This window comes from Terrisporobacter hibernicus (assembly GCF_020809405.1).
GTDB lineage: Bacteria > Bacillota > Clostridia > Peptostreptococcales > Peptostreptococcaceae > Terrisporobacter > Terrisporobacter petrolearius.
The window spans coordinates 2,289,333-2,309,497 of sequence record NZ_CP081135.1; the positions used below are offsets into that span (position 1 = coordinate 2,289,333).

Sequence of the window (20,165 nt, forward strand, 5' to 3'; positions counted from 1 at the left end):
ATGTTAGGAGTAGCATTAGAAGGTGGAGGTGCAAGGGGTGCATTTCATGTTGGAGCTATTAAAGCGTTATTAGAAGAGGGGTATGAGATAGATGGAATAGTAGGAACTTCTATTGGAGCTTTTAATGCAGCCATGGTTGCTCAAGGAGATTTTGAAAAATGTTTTGAAATGTGGAGCAATGTTACGCCACAACAACTGTTTGATATAGAGGATAGGCATATGGCCAATGTAATAAATCGAAATCTTAATATAAAAACCATAACCTATTTTTCTAGTGAAGCAAAAAGAATAATCACTAATAGGGGCATTGATACAGACAACTTAAGAAAAGTTGTAGATGAATTAATTGATGAGGAAAAATTAAGAAATAGCAATATGGACTTTGGTCTTGTTACAGTGGAATTGGGACCTTTAAGCCCAATAGAGGTCTTTAAAGAAGATATTCCAAATGGAAAAATAAAAGATTTCATAATGGCAAGTGCCAGATATCCAGGTCTAAAAATGGAACCTTTAGATGGGAAAGCATACTTAGATGGAGGGCTTTATGATAATTGCCCTGTAAATCTTTTATCAAAAAAAAATTATGACAAAATAATAGCCATAAGATTAAATTCTAGTAGAAAATTAAAACATATTGATGAAAGTGCAAATGTAGTTGAAATTCAGCCGTCTATGGATTTAGGTGGAACTTTTATTTTTACAAAAGATTTAGCCCATAGAAATATTAAACTGGGTTACTATGATGCAATTAAGGCTATAAGAAAGTTAAAAGGAAGAGAATATTATATAGAACCAATAGATGATGATTTAATTTTTAGCAAACTTTTAGAATTACCTGATGAATTGATTATAGATATAGGAATAAGTATGGGTCTAGAAGATATTCCGCCCAAAAGAATGCTATTTGAATTTATATTGCCCAATTTATCGAAGTATTTAAATTTAAAGAAAGAAGATAATTATCAAGATATTATTATCGCACTATTAGAAAATATGGCAAAGGAAAGGGAAGTAGAAAAATTTAAAATATATTCCTTATCAGATTTTTTTAATATAATAAAAGATAATGAAAAAGAAAGTAGCTTTCATAAAAAGGTGCAAATTAGTCTAAGAGGATTAAAAAGAAAAGCTATTGAAAATATTACCCAAGTAGATATGAACATAATAAATGAAAAATTATTATGTATGTTAGAAGATGAGAAATAAAAAGTAGATAAGTTTGTATTTTGCAAACTTATCTACTTTTTTTATTTGAAAAGTGAAGAAAAATTTCCACCATATTCTACCCCGGTACTAAGACCTATATCTTCAAATATTTTTTTATTTGTTTTAGTGTCTTCTAGAAGTATATATACTTGACCATTTATAGTTTCCTTTACAGTAGATGTCATGGAACCTTGATTAGGCGCCTTTAATACTAAAAAATCTTTTGGCTTTGTATAAGTTTTAATAGTTAATTTAAGGTTCTTTTTAGTTACTGTTAAAGCAATATCATCGCCAAGATTTTGTATATTAATTTTACTATGGTTAATTGTAGTGAAACTATAGAACTCATTTTCTAAAGTGAGACCTATAAGAAATCCGGTGAAATCCTTTATGGGAAAAGGTATAGTTCCTACTGAGCAAGTTATAGAAGCCTTTCTGCTTTTAAAAGAGTTACTTTGAATCCATAACCAAGATTTTGGAAAGCTTTTACCCCAATTTTTTTCAATATATACTTTTCCTGATGTAAAATTCACATCTATACCATTAATATTTAACTCTCCAACAATAGATCCATTCAAAGCGCATACATGAGAGTAGCATTCCATAAATTTTAAATAATTATAAAATCCCATACTACCAGGATTAACAATGCTACCAGGCCATTTTACTAAATTTTTTAATATTAGATTACCATGAATATTTAGATCATTAGAATTTATAGAGAGACTTATGTTTTCTAAAGAAAAAATATTAGAATTAATACATATCCTAAATCTCTTATTATTATATCTAAAATCATTTACATCATAAGATAAATAATTAAAAGTAGATTCTTTTCCATTTAAAATTTGTATAAAAGAGTGATGTTCATCTTCGTTATTACCGTAAGAAATACCAGGAATTATGGCAAGTTTATAATCATTTTTTTTGTCGACTATTTTAAAATACCATCCCTCGAAGAAGTTTTTGTTTTTGTGTTTTCCATGATATAAATGGGGCTTAAAAGTTTCTTTCATAATATACCTCCTGCTTATATCATTATTAATATGAAAAATAAGAAAAAATATAACAAAAACAACAAATATCTTTAATATTTACATAAAAAGTCTTATAAGTATATAAAAAATTTAATTATACAATAATACTTAATGGTATAATAAGTAGTACAATAAAGAAAATGAAAAAATAGGTGATATGAATGGAAGATACAATTAAGATAATAAACGAAATGTGTAAAGATAATATAATAAAAGTCGTTATAAGTAATAAAAAGAATAAAGAGATAAAATATAATAAAATAGCTTTTCAGTTAAAAGAAAAAAATAACAAAGAATATTACCAAATAGAAAAATTTACAGACAAGCAAGTATTTCATGAAAATATAGAGATAAAAGACTTAAGTAATAAAATGCTAGAATATATGAAGGAAGACTTCAAACAATTAAATGCTTGGTCGAATAATACAGCTTATGATGTAAAAATATCTAAAAAAGGTAAAGTATTTTTAGGTAAAAAGAAAAATAATAATGAAAATGTAGTTAACAAAGGGCATAACAAAGAAAAAAACTATATCCTTAAAGAAGGTATGATTATTCAACCGCTTATTGACTTAGGAGTTTTCACTAAAGAGGGTAAAGTTGTAAATTCAAAATATGATAAGTATAAGCAAATAAATAGATTTATTGAAATAATAGATGATGAAATTAAGAAAAACAATTATGAAGAGTTAACAATATTAGACTTTGGTTGTGGAAAATCATATTTAACTTTTGTCCTTTATTATTATTTCGTAGAAATTAAAAAGATAAATGTAAAAATGATAGGATTGGATTTAAAAGAAGATGTAATAAAAAAATGTAATGAAATAGCAAAAAAATACAAGTTTGATAATTTACATTTTGAACTTGGAGATATAAATGGCTTTAAATATAATAATAAGGTAGACATGGTTATTACTCTTCATGCTTGTGATACAGCAACCGACTACGCATTATACAATGCAATTAAGTGGAATGCAAAAATGATATTTTCTGTACCTTGTTGTCAACATGAATTTAATCATCAAATGAAGGCAGAAAACTTAGATATTTTAAATAAGTATGGTATTATACAAGAAAGAGTGGCAGCTCTTATGACAGATTCAGTGAGAGGTAATTTATTAGAATGTGTAGGATATAAAGCTCAATTATTAGAATTCATTGACATATCACATTCTCCTAAAAATATTTTAGTAAGAGCATCAAAATGTAATTTATCAAAAGATAAAAAAGAAAAATCTTTACAACAAGTACAAGCATTAATGAAAGAATTTAATTTTAATCCAACTTTGTACAATTTACTAAAAGAAGATAAATTAATTTAGATATAAAAACTCAAGGACTATTGTTCTTGAGTTTTATAAATGTAATAAACAGTTTTATTAAAAATTCACTTATGTTATAATTTAAAAAATTATGTTTTATTATATATAATTTTGAAGGGAGAAAATTCATGAAGATATTGAGGTTATTATTTAGCAGAATGGTAGTCATTGGGTTGATGATTGCTATTCAACTTGGCATATTTTTATCTTTATTAGTAAAATTCAGTCATTTTTCAGCAATAACACCTATTATGTGTACTGCTATAAGTGCTTTAGTAGTACTATGGATTATAAATAAAAGTGATAATCCAGCCTATAAATTAGCTTGGATTATACCAATATTAATTTTTAATATAGCAGGAGGTATATTATATCTTATATTAGGTAATAAAAAGCCTTCTAAAGAAATGAGACATCGTTTAGAGAAAGTTCAGGAAAAGACAAGTAAATACTTAAAACAAAATAAAGACATAGCAGAAGAAGTAAAAAAAGATAATAAAACAGTATATGGTCATATGAATTATATAAATAACTCAGCTGGTTATCCTATGAACAAAAACACAGAGGTTAAATACTATAGTGTTGGAGAGGATAACTATGAGGATTTAATTAAAGAACTAAAAAAAGCAAAAAGATATATATTTATGGAATACTTCATAATAGAAGAAGGTAAGATGTGGGATGGTATTTTGGAAATACTAGAACAAAAAGCTAAAGAAGGGTTAGACGTAAGACTTATGTATGACGATATGGGTTGTATATCTCTTCTTCCTTATGGATATGATAAAATTTTAGAGAAAAAGGGAATAAAGTGTATTGCTTTTAATCCTTTTAAACCTTTATTATCCCTTGTTATGAACAACAGGGACCATCGTAAAATCACAGTAATAGATGGACATACAGGATTTACAGGTGGTATAAATTTAGCTGATGAGTATATTAATGAAAAAGTTAGATTTGGTCATTGGAAAGATACAGGGGTTATGTTAAAAGGACAAGGTGTATGGAACTTAACTATGATGTTTTTAGAAATGTGGAATTCTACTAGACAAACAGACGAAGACTTCTCTATTTATAAACCAGAAGTACACCAACTTGAAACTACAATAAGTGATGGATTTGTACAACCTTATGGAGATTCACCTTTAGATGAAGAGGTTGTAGGAGAAAATGTATACCTAAATATTATAAATAGTGCAAAAAACTATGTATATATTTTTACACCATATTTAATTATTGATAATGAAATGATGACAGCTCTTTGTTTAGCAGCTAAAAAGGGAGTAGACGTAAAAATAGTAACACCAGGAATACCAGACAAGAAGACGGTATTTAAACTTACTAGATCTTATTACCCTCAATTAATAAGGGCTGGGGTAAAGATTTATGAATATACACCAGGATTTATTCATGCCAAAGTATTTGTTTGTGATGACGAAATTGCAACAGTAGGTACAATAAATATGGACTATAGAAGTTTATATTTACATTTTGAATGTGGTGTGTATTTATACAAATGTAAATGCTTAAATGATATTAAAGAAGACGCTTTAGATACAATTTCCAAAAGTAGAGAATTTACTGAAGAAGATATAAGGGCGGGAAGAAGGTATGCCTTATGGCAAGCAATACTTAGAGTGTTTGCACCACTTATGTAGAATATTTAAACTAGAACACAACTGATAAAACGCTGTTAATAATAAATATAAAATTTATTATTAACAGCGTTAATTTTTGATCTAATTATAACCTGGTAAAGTAATTTTACCATTTTTTATTAACGCTAATAAGTAAATTGCTTCTTCTCTGGCATAAATGTCATAGATTGTATCAGTATCATAATCAAGGACCATTTTTAATGCATCAAGAACTCTATTCCCTTTAATTATATTTAATAATGATTCAACCCTAATATAAATATCTAATATGTTTTCATCAATTAATATGGGATCATATCTATGTATATCAGCTGTAAATTCATTTTTAGTTTGTCTGTTAGATAGAAAACTTAAATTATTTAGAAATGTTTCCATATATAAACCAACAAACCAAGGACTGGCACTTTGGAAATTTTCAACTAACTCATCATCACTTAGATGTAAATTATTCATATTAGCACCTCCATTGTATTATTAATTATAGGATTTACTATAAATTAATATTTACATACATGTAAATCATGGCAATATTATCTAACCAAAATTTACAAAATAATAGAGTTAGTAATTGTTAAAAATAATATTAAAAGCATAATAGGAGGTTTTTATGACTAATAAAATTGTAAATCCAAATGCAAGAGAAGCTTTAAATCAAATGAAAATGGAAATTGCAAAGGAATTAGATATGGAACTTGATACATCAGGAGGAGATAAAACTTCTTATGCTAATGGAAAGAAAGGTGGAGATTTAGGAGGGTTAATGAGCAAATCTTTAGTAAATATGGGAAAAGAGGAGTTGATTAGACAATATTATAATAAATAGACAAAAAAGACTGCAGATGCAGTCTTTTTTATTGGTTGTATGCTAAGATATAGTTATATAGATGTTTATAGAGTAAATTGAAGCTCTAAGTAACATATGGATGTAAAATAAATAGAAAATTATACGTAAAAAAAATATAATAAAAAAAGGAAAAATATGTAGAAATTTTCCATATTTGTGTTACAATTTTGTTGTGATAGTTAAAAATAAAGGAGAAAATTATGTTACGTACACCGTTAGAATATATTTTAGTTAGAACATTTCCAGAATGTGCTATAGTTTTATTGGTGGGTTGTTATTTTTTAAATTTACGAATATCAATAAAAACTTTACTAAAAAAGACATTAATATTAGGAATAATTCAATCAGGTATTAGAATGCTCCCAATTAGCTTTGGAATACATACTATTATAGGTATGGCTCTTGTTTTATTTATGTTAGTAGATATGTCAAAAGACACTTTTATTAATTGTATAATGGCATTATGTAAAATATTTATATGTTTGATACTTAGTGAAAGTATTTATGTAAAAATATTGGTAGATTTTTTATCTGTTCCAAAGTCCTCATTAATAAATAATTATACCATAATGGGAGCTATATATAGCTTGCCATCTCTTATTATATTTGTTGTTTTATCTATTTTAGTGAAATTTATTTTAAGAAAATTTCAAGGAGTGAGTAGTATTGAACCAAATAAGTAGTTTAACAGAAAATCTTTCTAGTAAATTTGCTTTTTACTTATGTCAGTCTAAAGATAAGTCAAGTGAAGAATTTGCAATTTTAAAATATGGAATTTTTACATTTTTACATATAAGCATAGCGACTATAATTACTATTGTGTTTGGTATATTAACTAACACATTGTTTGAAATGATTGTAATATCTTTGATTGGTGCATTAATGAAAAGAAATTCTGGAGGGGTACACTGTTCAAGTCCAAATAGATGTTTATTAGCAGGAATAATAGTAGCCTATATATTTACATTAATAGGTAAAAGTGTGATAGATATGAAGCATGAGTATATTTATATTATATGCGCAATTGCATTGATTCACTCTTTTATTATTTTATATAAAAAATGTCCAGTGCCCTGTGAAAATAAACCATTAAAAAAAGAAGAAACAAGAAAAAGATTAAGAAAAAATGCTTTTTCTATATATTCTATATGCATAATATTATTTATATCTAATATACTATTAAACTCAATTTACTTTATTTATAATTTAAATTCTATAGTACTATATATGATATTAGGTTTATATGTGCAAGCTTTGTCGTTGACTAATATAGGAAGTGAATTTATCTTATTTTTAGATAAAGCTTTGTTAAAGCTTAAAATTTAAATATGAATATTAGCAGTTTATTTGTTAATATATAACTCATTGCAAAGGAGATGTAAATATGGGAATATTAGCTAATTTCTTCACTAAAATTGCAAAGAATACAAGTTCTTATTGTTTCGTACTATTCTTTGAACCAGAAGTTCCAAAATCTTTAAGAGAAGAATAATGGAAAAAAGAACCATAGGGAATTTTCTTATGGTTCTTTTGCTGTATTATTTCCAAAATTATTATACGTATAGGTGAATATATATGAATAAATTCGATTATGAAAGAAAATTAAAAATACTAGAGATATTAGTAGGATTAAAATTTTTATATATTATATTAGCTACTTTAAATATTATAAGTTATTATAATGTGTCATTAGATACAGAAAGTATACTTATCGTACTTATTTTTGTATGTTGTATAGGACCATTTATGGTATTTTGCTCAAAAATGATGTATGGAGATACGGAAAAAAATTTTCTTAATATGCCTACTATTTATAACTTAATAGAAATATTGATATTATTAGGATTATTTATTATTTTAATGTCAAAAACAGGCGGCTCAAATAGTTCATTTAAATATATAAGTACAATTATAATATTAATATGTTCTATACAATATAAAAAAGAAATAAGTTTTACTATAACTATAGCGGTATCATTAATAATATTAGCATTTAACCGAATAAATGTAGATTATACACAGTTAATTAGTTATATGGATACAGCAAGACATTTTGAAGGTGATATAATACTAGTAAGTTCCTTATTAATAACATCTTTTATTCTTTCTTTGTATATTAATATTGAAAATGAATATAATTTAAAATTAAAAGAATTGGCAGTAAAAGATGGACTTACAGGATTATTAAATCATAGAAGTTTTCAAGATGTATTAGATACATATATAACTGATTCTCAAAAAGAAGATAAAGAAGTTTCTTTATTATTTATGGATATAGATAATTTTAAAAATTATAATGATATAAATGGTCATCAAAAAGGAGACTGGCTTCTTACAAGACTAGGTGAAATATTAAGAAATACAGTTGATGATTTAGGTGTTGTTGCACGTTATGGAGGAGAAGAATTCGCTATAATTTTGTATGATCAAACAGAAGAAGCGGCATTGAATTTAGGTGAACTAATACGTCAAAATATACAACAAACATATTTTACAGGTCAGGAACTTCAACCTAATAAAAATATAACTGTATCAATTGGTGTATCCACTTATCCAAAAGTTGCTAAAAATAAAAAGCAATTAATTGAACTTGCAGATAATGCTTTATATAGAGCAAAATCTTTTGATAAAAATCGTGTTGAAAGATACTATAATATACTAGATGAAATTGATAGTAGTATAGATAAAAAAGCTTTGGAATCCATTGCAAATATATTAAACAAAATAAATAAAAAGGATAAATATACTTATGGTCATTCAGAAAGAGTAGTTATTTATGCTAAAAAATTTGCCACGTATTTGGATATGGACGAAAAGTCTAAAAAAGATTTACTTCTAGCAGCTTACTTACATGATATAGGAAAGTTAGAAATATCAAAAGAGCTATTAAATAAAAGAGAGAAGCTATCTCAAAGTGAATTTAATATTTTAAGACAACATCCAACGCTAGGTGCTGACTTAGTCAGTAATATAGAAGCCTTTAATGCTGTGGTTCCTGTAATTAAGTATCATCATGAAAAATATGATGGAAGCGGTTATCCAAATAATATAAAAGGAAATGAGATTCCGTATTTAGCTAGAGTATTAACTATAATAGATAGTTTTGATGCTATGACATCGAAAAGACCTTATAATGTAAGAAAAGACTATAATCAAGCAATTATAGAGTTAAAAAAATGCGCGGGAACTCATTTTGATGTGGAATTAGTATCTAAATTTATAGATATGCTTCAAAGTGATATGATAAAAAAAAAGGAACCAGATTGTCTAAGGAATATTTTACCGTTAATGAACGATGTTAATAGAAGTGCATAATAAAAAGCTTTCTAAAAATTAAATTATTTTTAGAAAGCTTTTTATATTGTTTATTAATACGTTTTTGCTACAATTAAATTAAGTTTAGGTTATAAAATTATATTTAAAGGGGATAGAAAAATGGGAGATTTAGGAGTTAAATACATATTCGAGTCAAATGAACAATTGATAAATAATATTAAAAATATACTAAAGACATTGTCACATAAAGATTATAATGTTGATATATATAAACTATATGAAAATTTTATAAATGACATATATGAAAATACATATACATCTAAAGAAATGAAAAAAATATTAATTACAATATATTATTCATTAGAAATGATAAAAGAAAATATAGACAATAATAATTTTATTAGAGAGAAAGACTTTTTCGAAGAAAATTTAAATAATCAAAGTTTGGCTGAAGAAATAATGGACGGAATTCTTACATCTTCTAAAAGCGAACATGAGGAAAGTAAGTTAAAATATTATGGATATTTACTTGGAAATATAATGTTTAAAAATGATTTAGATATAGATGAGTGCAATAGGTTAATAAAATTATCTAGACAATTAACTTATTGTCAAATTAAATTAATTAATATGTATGTAATATCTCAAACTATTCAAATTCCAATATTGCAACGAGAAGACTATACAAAGCTAGGCATAAGAGACTATAAACTATTAGGAATTTTACAGGATACTTTGGATATGATACAAAAGTCAATATTAAATGGAAGCGGAAAGTTAGTTTTGGATCTTGTTCAAATAAATCCTTCTAAGATAAAAGTTCAAGGAGTGGGAACATTGCTATATAATTGCATGTCTTTAAATAAAATGCCCTATGATGAACTGGAAGATATGTTAGATTTATTATCGAAATAAAAATAATATTATAAATAAGTGCTCATTTTGGGCACTTATTTTGTTTGAAATTAAATAAAATGGGTAAATTATATAAGATTAAGTTGTAAAAAAAAATAAATATAAATATAAAAAATAATAGTGCAAACGGTTGCATTAAAATATTGACATGGTTATTAAAGCTATGATAGTATCATTATAGAAATTAAGGTAAACTATATATGATTGTTAAAGCGATTATATAATATTAAATATTAAATAAGGGAGAGTCAGAAATTAATGAAAGACAAACTATTTGGTGTTTTACAACGTGTAGGTAGATCGTTTATGCTACCAATAGCTATTTTACCGGTAGCAGGTTTATTTTTGGGAATTGGTGGTTCATTCACTAATGAAACAATGCTAAAGGCTTATGGACTAATGGGTGTTATGGGACCAGGTACACCTATAAATGCATTCTTAACAGTATTAAGTAATGCAGGAGATATTGTATTTGCAAACTTACCATTATTATTTGCTATGGGTGTTGCAATAGGTATGGCTAAAAAAGAAAAAGAAGTAGCTGCTTTATCTGGAGCTATAGCATTCTTAATTATGCATGCTTCTATAGGCGCAATGATAAACATTAATGGTGGAACAGAAGCTATGTTAGCTGGTTCTACGGCAAGTGTATTGGGTATAAATTCACTTCAAATGGGTGTATTTGGTGGTATGATAGTAGGACTTGGTGTAGCAGCCCTACATAATCGTTTCTACAAAATTGAGTTACCTCAAGTATTATCATTCTTTGGTGGAACTAGATTTATTCCAATCATATCTGCAATAACTTATTTATTTGTTGGTATATTAATGTTCTATATATGGCCAAATGTTCAAAATGCTATTTATTCAGTTGGTAATATAGTACAAAGTTCAGGTTATGCAGGAACTTGGGTATATGGATTTATGGAAAGAGCTTTAATACCATTTGGACTTCATCATGTATTCTACTTACCATTCTGGCAAACTGCTGTTGGTGGTACTGCAATGGTAGGAGGACAACTAATAGAAGGTGCTCAAAATATATTCTTTGCACAACTAGCAGACCCGTCTACTGTACAGTTTAGTGTAGAAGCTACTAGATTTATGTCTGGTAAATTCCCACTTATGATATTTGGTTTACCAGGTGCAGCACTTGCAATGTATAAATGTGCTAAGCCAGAAAAACGTAAAGTTGTCGGAGGTTTATTATTATCAGCTGCATTAACAGCAATGTTAACAGGTATAACTGAGCCGATTGAATTTACATTCTTATTTGTTGCTCCAATATTATATGTAATACACTCAGTGTTTGCAGGAGCTGCATATATGATAATGCATATACTAAATGTTGGAGTTGGTATGACTTTCTCTGGAGGTTTAATAGACTTAACATTATTTGGTGTGTTACAAGGAAATGCTAAAACACATTGGCTTAATATAATATGGGTTGGTTTAATATACTTTGCAGTTTACTATTTCTTATTTACTTTCTTAATTAAGAAGTTTAACTTCAAAACTCCTGGTAGAGATGATGAAGAAGAAGTAAAATTATATACAAGAGCAGATGTAAATGCTAAAAAAGAAGGAAGTTCAGGAAACTCATCAAATCAAGACGATAAGATATCAGCTATGATATTAAAAGGTTTAGGTGGGCGAGATAATTTAAGTGATTTAGACTGTTGTGCTACAAGACTTCGTGTTACTGTAAAAGATTCTTCAAAAGTGAGTGAGTCTTTACTAAAATCAAGTGGAGCAGCAGGTGTTATAATAAAAGGTAATGGAATACAAGTTATATATGGACCAAGAGTTACAGTTATAAAATCAAACTTAGAAGATTTTATAGCAAGTGGTGTTAATCTTGAGGTTGCAGCTGATTTAGATCCAGTAGATGCTAAGGAAGAAAAAAAAGAAAATAAGGTTGAAAATAATTCTATAATAGTGGCACCTATAGAAGGTAATGCAATATCTTTAGAGGAAGTAGGAGACGGAGTATTTTCTGAAGGTATGTTAGGAAAAGGTGTTGCCATAGAGCCAGCTGTTGGCAGAGCAGTATCACCAGTGGATGGAGTGGTTTCAACAATATTTGATACAAAGCATGCAGTAGGATTAACTTCTGACAATGGTGTAGAAGTACTAATACACATAGGGTTAGATACTGTTAAATTAAATGGTAAGCATTTTACTACTCATGTTAAGGCAGGAGACCAAGTTAAAGCAGGAGATCTTTTAGTGGAATTTGATATAGAAAAAATAAAAGAAGCTGGATATCCAACAGTTACACCTGTAATAGTAACTAACACGGATAGTTATAAAGGTGTAGAATCTATAACTAAAGGTTCAGTAAAAGAAAAAGATAAATTAATATCAGTTAAATAGTTTATAAAGATGTAGGTTTAAATACCTACATCTTTTTTATATGTAAAATAGAAAAGTATAAAATTTATTAGCAAAGATATAAACATATTTAATTATTTAGTGTAAAAAAGTACAAATAGGGGTATTAATCATATTAAATAAAATTATAAAATGAATAATGTTTGCAAAATAACGTATTTTAATTTAAGAAATATGAAAAATGTTCATAAAATATGTTTTTTATATATACTATTTTTACAAATTATTTTATAATATAGTTAAATAATTGTAATATATTGGAGGATAAATGTAATGACTTTTAAATCAGATATAGAAATAGCACAGGAATCAAAACCTCTACATATTAGAGAAATCGGTAAAAAATTAGGTCTAAATGAAGATGAACTAGAATTTTATGGGAAATATAAGGCTAAAATTGACTATAATTTATTAAAAACACATAAAAAAGATAAAAATGCCAAGTTAATTTTAACTACAGCAATAAATCCAACTCCAGCAGGAGAAGGAAAGACCACAACCACAATAGGTTTAGCAGACGGATTACAAAAGATTGGCAAAAACTCAATTGTTGCACTACGAGAACCTTCTTTAGGACCTGTGTTTGGTATAAAAGGTGGAGCCGCTGGTGGAGGTTATGCTCAAGTTATACCAATGGAAGATATAAACTTACACTTCACAGGAGATTTTCATGCAATAGGAGCAGCAAATAATTTACTAGCAGCAATGATAGACAATCATATACATCAAGGTAATAAATTAAATATTGATCCAAGAACTATAACTTGGAGAAGATGTGTAGATATGAATGATAGACAATTAAGAAATATAGTTTGCGGTATGGGCAGAAAGGTTGATGGCATAGTTAGAGAGGACGGGTTCGATATAACTGTAGCATCAGAAGTTATGGCAGCTTTCTGCTTAGCTAATAATATTAGCGAATTAAAAGAAAAGTTAGGTAATATAATTATTGGATATACTTATGGAAATTTACCTGTAACAGCTAAAGAACTAAATGCTAACGGAGCAATGGCAGCTTTATTAAAAGATGCTTTAAAGCCTAATCTAGTTCAAACTTTAGAAGGTACACCAGTACTTGTTCACGGAGGACCATTTGCCAATATTGCTCATGGATGCAACTCTATAATAGCTACAAAGATGGCTATGAATTTTGCAGACTACGTTGTAACAGAAGGTGGTTTTGGAGCAGATTTAGGAGCAGAAAAATTCTTAGATATAAAATGCAGAATGGCAGATATAAAGCCAGATGCAGTAGTAATTGTAGTTACTGTAAGAGCTTTAAAATATAATGGAGGTGTGGATAAATCTTGCTTAAATGATACAAATCTAGGAGCTTTAGAAGCTGGACTGCCCAATTTATTAAAACATGTAGAAAATATTACAAAAGTGTTTAAATTACCAGCAGTTGTTGCAATTAATGAATTCCCAACAGATAGCCAAGAGGAGATAGATTTAGTAAAAGAAAGATGCAATGATTTAGGTGTAAATGTGGTTTTATCACAGGTATGGGCAAAAGGTGGAGAAGGTGGAATAGACCTTGCTGAAGAAGTAGTAAGACTTTGCCAAGAGGAAAATAATTTTGAATATGCATATTCACTAGAAAGAAGTATAAAAGAAAAAATAAATGAAATAGCTACTAAAATATATGGAGCTGAAGGTGTAGATTTTACTAAAGAAGCAGAAAAGGAAATTGCTAATTTAGAAAAATTAGGATTTGCTAATCTTCCTATATGCATGGCAAAAACTCAATACTCATTAACAGATGACCCTTCAAAATTAGGAAGGCCAGAAAAATTTAGAATAACAGTTAGAAAAATTAATATAAGTGCTGGGGCTGGATTTATAATAGCTTTAACAGGGGATATTATGAAAATGCCAGGATTACCTAAAATGCCAGCAGCTGAAAGAATAGATATTGATGAAAATGGTGTTATAGTTGGATTATTCTAAATTACACAAATTTATTTCAAAAATGCTATAAAGTAATTTTAATGGAATATTTAAGGTTGAACTCTTATAGAGTTCAACTTTTTTGTTTAAACTTATAAAGAATTATAAGTAATATGGTATACTTTTTATATTACTACTATTTAAAAAAGTAGGTATATTACTCTAAAATTTTTAATAATTATTACATATTAAAGAGTTGTAAATAGGAGGGTTTTAAATGGCAGGTATAATAACAAGGTTCAAAGATATAATGTCTTCAAATATTAATGCATTATTGGATAAGGCAGAAGATCCATCAAAGATGGTTGATCAATACTTAAGAAATTTAGAAAGTGATTTGGGAAAGGTTAAAGCTGAAACTGCATCTGTAATGGCTGAGGAAAAAAGAGCTAAAAGAGAGTTAGATGAATGCAATGAACAGATAAATAAGATGCAAAACTATGCTGAGAAGGCTTTAATAGCCCAAAATGAATCTGATGCAAAACTATTCTTAGAAAAGAAAACTCAATTATCTAAGAATCAACAAAGTTTACAACAATCTTATGATATAGCTGCAGATAATGCTACAAAAATGAGAAGCATGCATGATAAACTTGTTAAAGATATAGGTGATTTAAATGCAAGAAGAGATCAACTAAAAGCTAAGTTAGCAGTTGCCAAAGCACAAGAAAGATTAAATAAAATTGGTTCAAGTGTAACTGGTGCAAAAGGAAATTTATCTGCCTTTGATAAAATGGAAGATAAAATAAATAAACAGTTAGACGAAGCAAATGCAATGGCTGAATTAAATTCTTCAAAAGAAGAAGAAAGTATAGAAGATTTAATGAGTAAATATGATGATAACAAAGAAAGTAATTCTGAAGTAGATGATGAATTGCAAGCTTTAAAAAATAAATTAGGATTATAAAATTTTTTAAAGATTATGTTTTATGGGGGTGATTTTATAAGTAAGTCTTATTATTGTGAAGGATGTGGAGGAGTTATGGAATTTAATGCCACAGCTCAAGCCTTAAAATGTCCTAACTGTGGCACTGAAGTTGAAATACAAAATAATCCAGAGGATGTTATAGAACATAATCTTGATATTCATGCAATTAAAACAATAAAAGTAGAGGAAAAAACATCTACAAGTATGGAATGTGAAGGGTGTGGAGCTAGGGTAGAAGTTGATGCAACTAGTACAGCAACTACTTGTCCCTATTGTGGGTCTCACTATGTGTTAGCTCAAAAGCAAGCTGAGTCCATAATTCCTGATGGTGTAATTCCTTTTAAAATAGATAAGTACCATGTAGAATCTATATTTAGTCAATGGATTAAAAAAAGATGGCTTGCTCCAAATGTTTTAAAAACTTTATATCAAAAGGATAAGGTTCAAGGAATCTATATGCCTTATTGGACATTTGATGCAGATACAAGTACTAACTATACTGCAATGGGTGGAATTAATTATGAAGTAGAATATGAAGATAGTGAAGGTGAAAAACATACAAGGGTAGAAACAAATTGGTATCCTACCAGTGGGCATATAAGTCATTTTTTTGATGATGTTTTAGTGGGAGCATCAAACAAATTAAGCAAAAATCTTTTGGGATGGATTGAGTCATATAATACAAAGGATGTGGCATCATATTCACCAGATTATATGTCAGGTTATTGTTCAGAAATATATACGATAGATTTAAAGGATGCGCATAGTGATGCCATGAATAAAATGAGAAATGATATTCATTATATGGCTGAAAGAGATGTGTTAAGACGCTATGATAGAGTCTGTTCAGTAAGACTTCATACTTATTATTCAGATGAGACATATAAGCATATTTTTATACCTGTTTATTCGACTGCCTATACATACAAAGATAAACAATATAATGTTTTAATAAATGGAGAAACTGGGAAAATTAAAGGCGAATACCCAAAGAGTCCTATTAAAATTGCAGCTATAGTTATAGTAATATTAGGTATACTATTTGGAATTTATTTAGCATCATCACAAGAAGATGTGAGTTATAATAATAATGAAAAAATTCAGCATAGTGAATTAGTTAAAGATGAAACTGTTTCTTTTTTGTAAGAAAGAATGTTTTAGGAGGTTAATAATATGGGACTATTTAGTAACCAATTTTCCAATGTAGTTGAATGGGAAGAATTTAGAGATGATATGCTATTTTGGAAATGGGACAATAAAGAAATAAAAAAAGGTAGTAAACTAGTTGTTAGAATGGGGCAAGATGCTATCTTTATGTATAATGGTAAAATAGAAGGAATTTTTAAGGATGAAGGAAGCTTCGATATGGAATCAGAAATAATTCCTTTTTTATCAACATTAAAAGGATTTAGATTTGGGTTTAATAGTGGAATTAGAGCTGAAGTTTTATTTGTTAATACAAAAGAATTAACAGTAAAATGGGGTACGAAAAATGCTATTAATATACCAGCACCAGGACTTCAAGGGGGAATGCCAATAAAATCCTTTGGCACATTCTGCTGTAAGATATCAGATTATGAAGTACTAATTGATAAAATTGCGGGGATTAAAAAACAATTTACCATGGAAGATGTAAAATCACGTATTATGTCCATGTTAGATCAAGTTATTATGAAATGGATAGTAAAAGAAGGTAAAGATATTTTTAATCTTCAAGCTAATGCATTCGAAATATCTAAGGGAATACAAGAAGATTTAGATATGGAGATGGAGAAGATAGGAATAGCTATTACAAACTTCACTATATCCAGTGTATCATATCCAAAAGAGATACAAGAAATGGCTACAAAAGCTGCATCTCATAGCATGGTTGGTGATATTAATAAATATACTCAAGTTGCCATGGCAGACTCTTTATCAAAAGGTGGTTCTGGAGGATCTATGGCATCTGATATGGCAGGAATGCAAGTTGGAATGATGATGGGTCAACAAATGGTGGAAAATATAAATAAAAAGCCACAAAACAATGAAACCCAAAAAAGTTCATCAGAAGGAACAAAACCTAACTTTTGTCCAAACTGTGGAACAAAAAATGAAGGGTCTAATTTCTGTCCTAATTGTGGAACAAAGTTAGTTTAACAATAAAGATGGTATAAGTTATATAAAACTTATATCTTTTTTATTGGTATCTATACTAAAATATAATTGAGTTATTCAAATATGAAAAAAATAATAATATATCTTACTAAAATAAACGAAAAATAAAAATTTTATTTAATTTTAAATAATTATAAATGTAAAATATATTAAAAAATATTATAATATAAATATGCTATTTAATGGAAGCATTAATTATGTTTCCTAGACACATCAGGGGGGGAGTATTATGAGGAACAAAAGAAAAAGTACAGAGTTGGTTTCACCTATAGGAAAGTACTGTACAGCAGTAGATTTAAAAAATCCAAATGAAGAGTATATTGAAACTAAATTATCACCATTTGCATCTTATAAAGGGGACAATCATAAAATCAATAGGCCAAAGAGAACTACATCAAAATCAGAAGTGGATTTTTTATTGGAAAAGGGACACATTGGTGAAGTGGAAAAAATGATATTATTCGCTATTAATAATTTAGTTTTTGCAACTTCTCTACAGATTACTACATATCTAAATAAAAGTGGGGCAGATGTAGAATCAAAATCAGTAGCTAGAAAACTGACAAGATTGAAGGAGAAAAGCTTTATAAAGCAAATTGAGTTTGTATCAGATAATAGTACAAGTTCATATAAAGCTTATTATTTAGGGTATCATGGGATAGGATTATTAAGAGCATTGGACAGGAAAACATATTCACAAGGATATGTAAGCGAAATTAAAACTGCAAAGATTAAGTGTTTACTAGCATCAAATCAACTATTAACACAAGTTATGGTAAAAGATACAGAATTTAAAGTTTCTAAAATAATACTAAATGAAAACATAAGAAATTGCATAGTGAGACCTCAGTCTATATTAACAAATGGTGGAAAAACTTATCTAATAGAAGTTGTTAGAAAAACGGATAATTGGAAAGAAGAATTTCTAAACAAGTTACGTAGATATGAGAATGTAATTGAACATTATGATAACTTAAATATTAAATTTAGTGAAAAGCCAAACTTAATAGTACAAGGTGAGTCTTACGATCATATGCTAGAAATCATGAGTATGATTAAGAGCAGACAAGATGAAGTTAATATAGATATAATATTCACTTTTGATAGAATATTACTATATAGCTTAAAAGAAGCATTCTTTGCATTAGAGGAAAAGCAAAGTAAAAAGAACTTATTTTCATTTTTATTTAAATGCTAATAGAAATCACCATGGATAAAATTTGTCCATGGTGATTTTTTATTACTAAATTTTAAAATTATTGTATAAAAATAAGATATATTGTTGTTCTATAAATTATAGTGAATTATTTTTGAAATATAAAATTAAAAAGTATATATAGCTAAAATTCTACATTCATTCATAAAAAATTTACATTAAATTCATATTAATAAGGTATTATTAAATCATAGAAAGACTAGCTTAATAATTTACTTAAATACCCGTATAATGATAGATTCCCTCACACTCTTTTATCTATCATTATAAACCTTAAGCCCTGTACCCTCGTAGCAGGGCTTTATTTTTTTATATAAATTTATATCTTGGCTTCTTTTCCTTAAAAATAACATATCTTAATAAATCATCCATATATATGGCAAAAAGTGATAGGAAGAACCAAGCAATAGAGCTATTTAATGATATTTGACCTAAAAAATTATATTTTAGCTGTGAATAATCCCATACGTTTAGCAATAATATTCTATTTATTATAATTCCTGAAACTAATTCTACAATATTAACTATAAGAACAGAAATTAACATTTGAAGTAATAAAGGAATTTCTTTATTTGAAAATTCGTTTATAGATCCTATAAGTATAAAGCAAAGACCGCCTACTATTATCATTGAGTAATGAGAATATCCTCTATAAACAATTTCAATGAAATAATAGGTTATACCTCCTATGAGAAATAATGTTAAGTATTTTAGTATAGTATTTAAAATTTTCATAGATTCTACTCCTTATAAATTTCTTAGTATTAGTAATTATTTTTTCTAACCAATGGATTAACATACATGGGAAAAAAAGTAACAAATTTTGTTTAGGCAAAACAAATAAGGGGTAAATGTATATTACAAAAGACAATTAGGAGGTAATTATAATGTCAGATAGAATAATATGCGATTGCATGGGAACTTCATTAGAGGATATAAAAAAAGCTGTAGCTAATGGAGCTAAAACAGTAGAAGATATAAAGGAAATGACTGAAGCAGGAACAATCTGTGGTGGATGTGACTGTGAAATTGAAGAAGCACTTAAAGAAGTATTATAATAATTAATACACTGTAATAAGAGGACTAAAAGTCCTCTTATTTTTGTGCATATGTAAAATTTTTTTTGATATAATATTAGAAATTTGTACAAAATATACCCTAAAATTTATAAATTATACTGGTAATTTAAGGATATTTTTATGTAAACATTTGGTAAAATGATTCTAATTCATAATATGGTTATTTCCTCCAATTAAGTG

Annotated in this window: 19 protein-coding genes; 16 read left to right on the forward strand and 3 right to left on the reverse strand. The window is 27.5% G+C overall.

The window, feature by feature from the left end; all coding sequences use genetic code 11:
* Positions 1–1,206 carry a patatin-like phospholipase family protein gene (locus JW646_RS11330; RefSeq protein ID WP_074919855.1) on the forward strand — a complete coding sequence of 402 codons (1,206 nt, stop codon included), beginning with the start codon at positions 1–3 and terminating at the stop codon, positions 1,204–1,206.
* Positions 1,207–1,247: 41 nt separating this feature from the next.
* Here the strand turns inward: JW646_RS11330 and JW646_RS11335 are convergent, their stop codons facing one another.
* Positions 1,248–2,222 (reverse strand): tocopherol cyclase family protein, encoded by a 975-nt coding sequence (locus JW646_RS11335; RefSeq protein WP_228415230.1) that lies wholly within the window; start codon positions 2,220–2,222, stop codon positions 1,248–1,250.
* Between the two features lie 182 nt (positions 2,223–2,404).
* On the opposite strand from JW646_RS11335, the gene JW646_RS11340 reads away from it, so the two are divergent.
* Positions 2,405–3,568 (forward strand): class I SAM-dependent methyltransferase, encoded by a 1,164-nt coding sequence (locus JW646_RS11340; RefSeq protein ID WP_228415231.1) that lies wholly within the window; start codon positions 2,405–2,407, stop codon positions 3,566–3,568.
* 128 nt (positions 3,569–3,696) lie between these two features.
* Positions 3,697–5,226 (forward strand): cardiolipin synthase, encoded by a 1,530-nt coding sequence (gene cls / locus JW646_RS11345; RefSeq protein WP_228415232.1) that lies wholly within the window; start codon positions 3,697–3,699, stop codon positions 5,224–5,226.
* Positions 5,227–5,307: 81 nt separating this feature from the next.
* On the opposite strand, the gene JW646_RS11350 is transcribed toward cls, so the two are convergent.
* Positions 5,308–5,679, reverse strand: a complete 372-nt coding sequence (locus JW646_RS11350; RefSeq protein ID WP_206925549.1) for a hypothetical protein — start codon at positions 5,677–5,679, stop codon at positions 5,308–5,310.
* Between the two features lie 154 nt (positions 5,680–5,833).
* Between JW646_RS11350 and JW646_RS11355 the strand changes: the two genes are divergently transcribed.
* The 12 genes from JW646_RS11355 (at position 5,834) to JW646_RS11410 (ending at position 18,888) form a co-directional block, all read left to right on the forward strand.
* A complete protein-coding gene (locus JW646_RS11355) occupies positions 5,834–6,049 on the forward strand; it encodes a small, acid-soluble spore protein, alpha/beta type (protein WP_228415233.1) in 216 nt (71 codons plus the stop codon).
* A gap of 221 nt (positions 6,050–6,270) precedes the next feature.
* The gene (locus JW646_RS11360) at positions 6,271–6,753 is read left to right on the forward strand and encodes a hypothetical protein (protein ID WP_228415234.1); all 483 of its coding nucleotides are present in this window, start codon (positions 6,271–6,273) and stop codon (positions 6,751–6,753) included.
* The gene (locus JW646_RS11365) at positions 6,737–7,396 is read left to right on the forward strand and encodes an accessory gene regulator ArgB-like protein (RefSeq protein WP_228415235.1); all 660 of its coding nucleotides are present in this window, start codon (positions 6,737–6,739) and stop codon (positions 7,394–7,396) included. The genes JW646_RS11360 and JW646_RS11365 overlap by 17 nt, the downstream gene beginning before the upstream one ends.
* A 58-nt stretch (positions 7,397–7,454) precedes the next feature.
* Complete coding sequence (locus tag JW646_RS11370) at positions 7,455–7,562, forward strand: cyclic lactone autoinducer peptide (protein ID WP_228415236.1); 108 nt, start codon at positions 7,455–7,457, stop codon at positions 7,560–7,562.
* A gap of 83 nt (positions 7,563–7,645) precedes the next feature.
* Positions 7,646–9,385, forward strand: coding sequence for a bifunctional diguanylate cyclase/phosphohydrolase (locus tag JW646_RS11375; RefSeq protein ID WP_228415237.1), 1,740 nt, complete (start codon positions 7,646–7,648; stop codon positions 9,383–9,385).
* 120 nt (positions 9,386–9,505) lie between these two features.
* Positions 9,506–10,261, forward strand: coding sequence for a hypothetical protein (locus tag JW646_RS11380; protein WP_228415238.1), 756 nt, complete (start codon positions 9,506–9,508; stop codon positions 10,259–10,261).
* Between the two features lie 258 nt (positions 10,262–10,519).
* The gene (locus tag JW646_RS11385) at positions 10,520–12,637 is read left to right on the forward strand and encodes a PTS transporter subunit IIABC (protein WP_228415239.1); all 2,118 of its coding nucleotides are present in this window, start codon (positions 10,520–10,522) and stop codon (positions 12,635–12,637) included.
* 291 nt (positions 12,638–12,928) lie between these two features.
* On the forward strand, positions 12,929–14,605 hold the full coding sequence (locus JW646_RS11390) for a formate--tetrahydrofolate ligase (protein ID WP_228415240.1): 1,677 nt from the start codon (positions 12,929–12,931) through the stop codon (positions 14,603–14,605).
* A gap of 217 nt (positions 14,606–14,822) precedes the next feature.
* Entirely contained in the window at positions 14,823–15,512 is a 690-nt protein-coding gene (locus tag JW646_RS11395) for a PspA/IM30 family protein (protein WP_228415241.1), read from the forward strand.
* A 75-nt stretch (positions 15,513–15,587) separates the two neighbouring features.
* The gene (locus JW646_RS11400; protein ID WP_228415242.1) at positions 15,588–16,679 is read left to right on the forward strand and encodes a hypothetical protein; all 1,092 of its coding nucleotides are present in this window, start codon (positions 15,588–15,590) and stop codon (positions 16,677–16,679) included.
* A gap of 27 nt (positions 16,680–16,706) precedes the next feature.
* A complete protein-coding gene (locus tag JW646_RS11405; protein ID WP_228415243.1) occupies positions 16,707–17,672 on the forward strand; it encodes an SPFH domain-containing protein in 966 nt (321 codons plus the stop codon).
* A 247-nt stretch (positions 17,673–17,919) separates the two neighbouring features.
* Complete coding sequence (locus JW646_RS11410; RefSeq protein WP_206925559.1) at positions 17,920–18,888, forward strand: replication-relaxation family protein; 969 nt, start codon at positions 17,920–17,922, stop codon at positions 18,886–18,888.
* Positions 18,889–19,215: 327 nt separating this feature from the next.
* On the opposite strand, the gene JW646_RS11415 is transcribed toward JW646_RS11410, so the two are convergent.
* Positions 19,216–19,641, reverse strand: coding sequence for a putative ABC transporter permease (locus JW646_RS11415; RefSeq protein WP_074919838.1), 426 nt, complete (start codon positions 19,639–19,641; stop codon positions 19,216–19,218).
* A 152-nt stretch (positions 19,642–19,793) separates the two neighbouring features.
* On the opposite strand from JW646_RS11415, the gene JW646_RS11420 reads away from it, so the two are divergent.
* Complete coding sequence (locus JW646_RS11420; RefSeq protein WP_074919837.1) at positions 19,794–19,964, forward strand: (2Fe-2S)-binding protein; 171 nt, start codon at positions 19,794–19,796, stop codon at positions 19,962–19,964.
* The last annotated feature ends 201 nt before the right edge of the window (positions 19,965–20,165 follow it).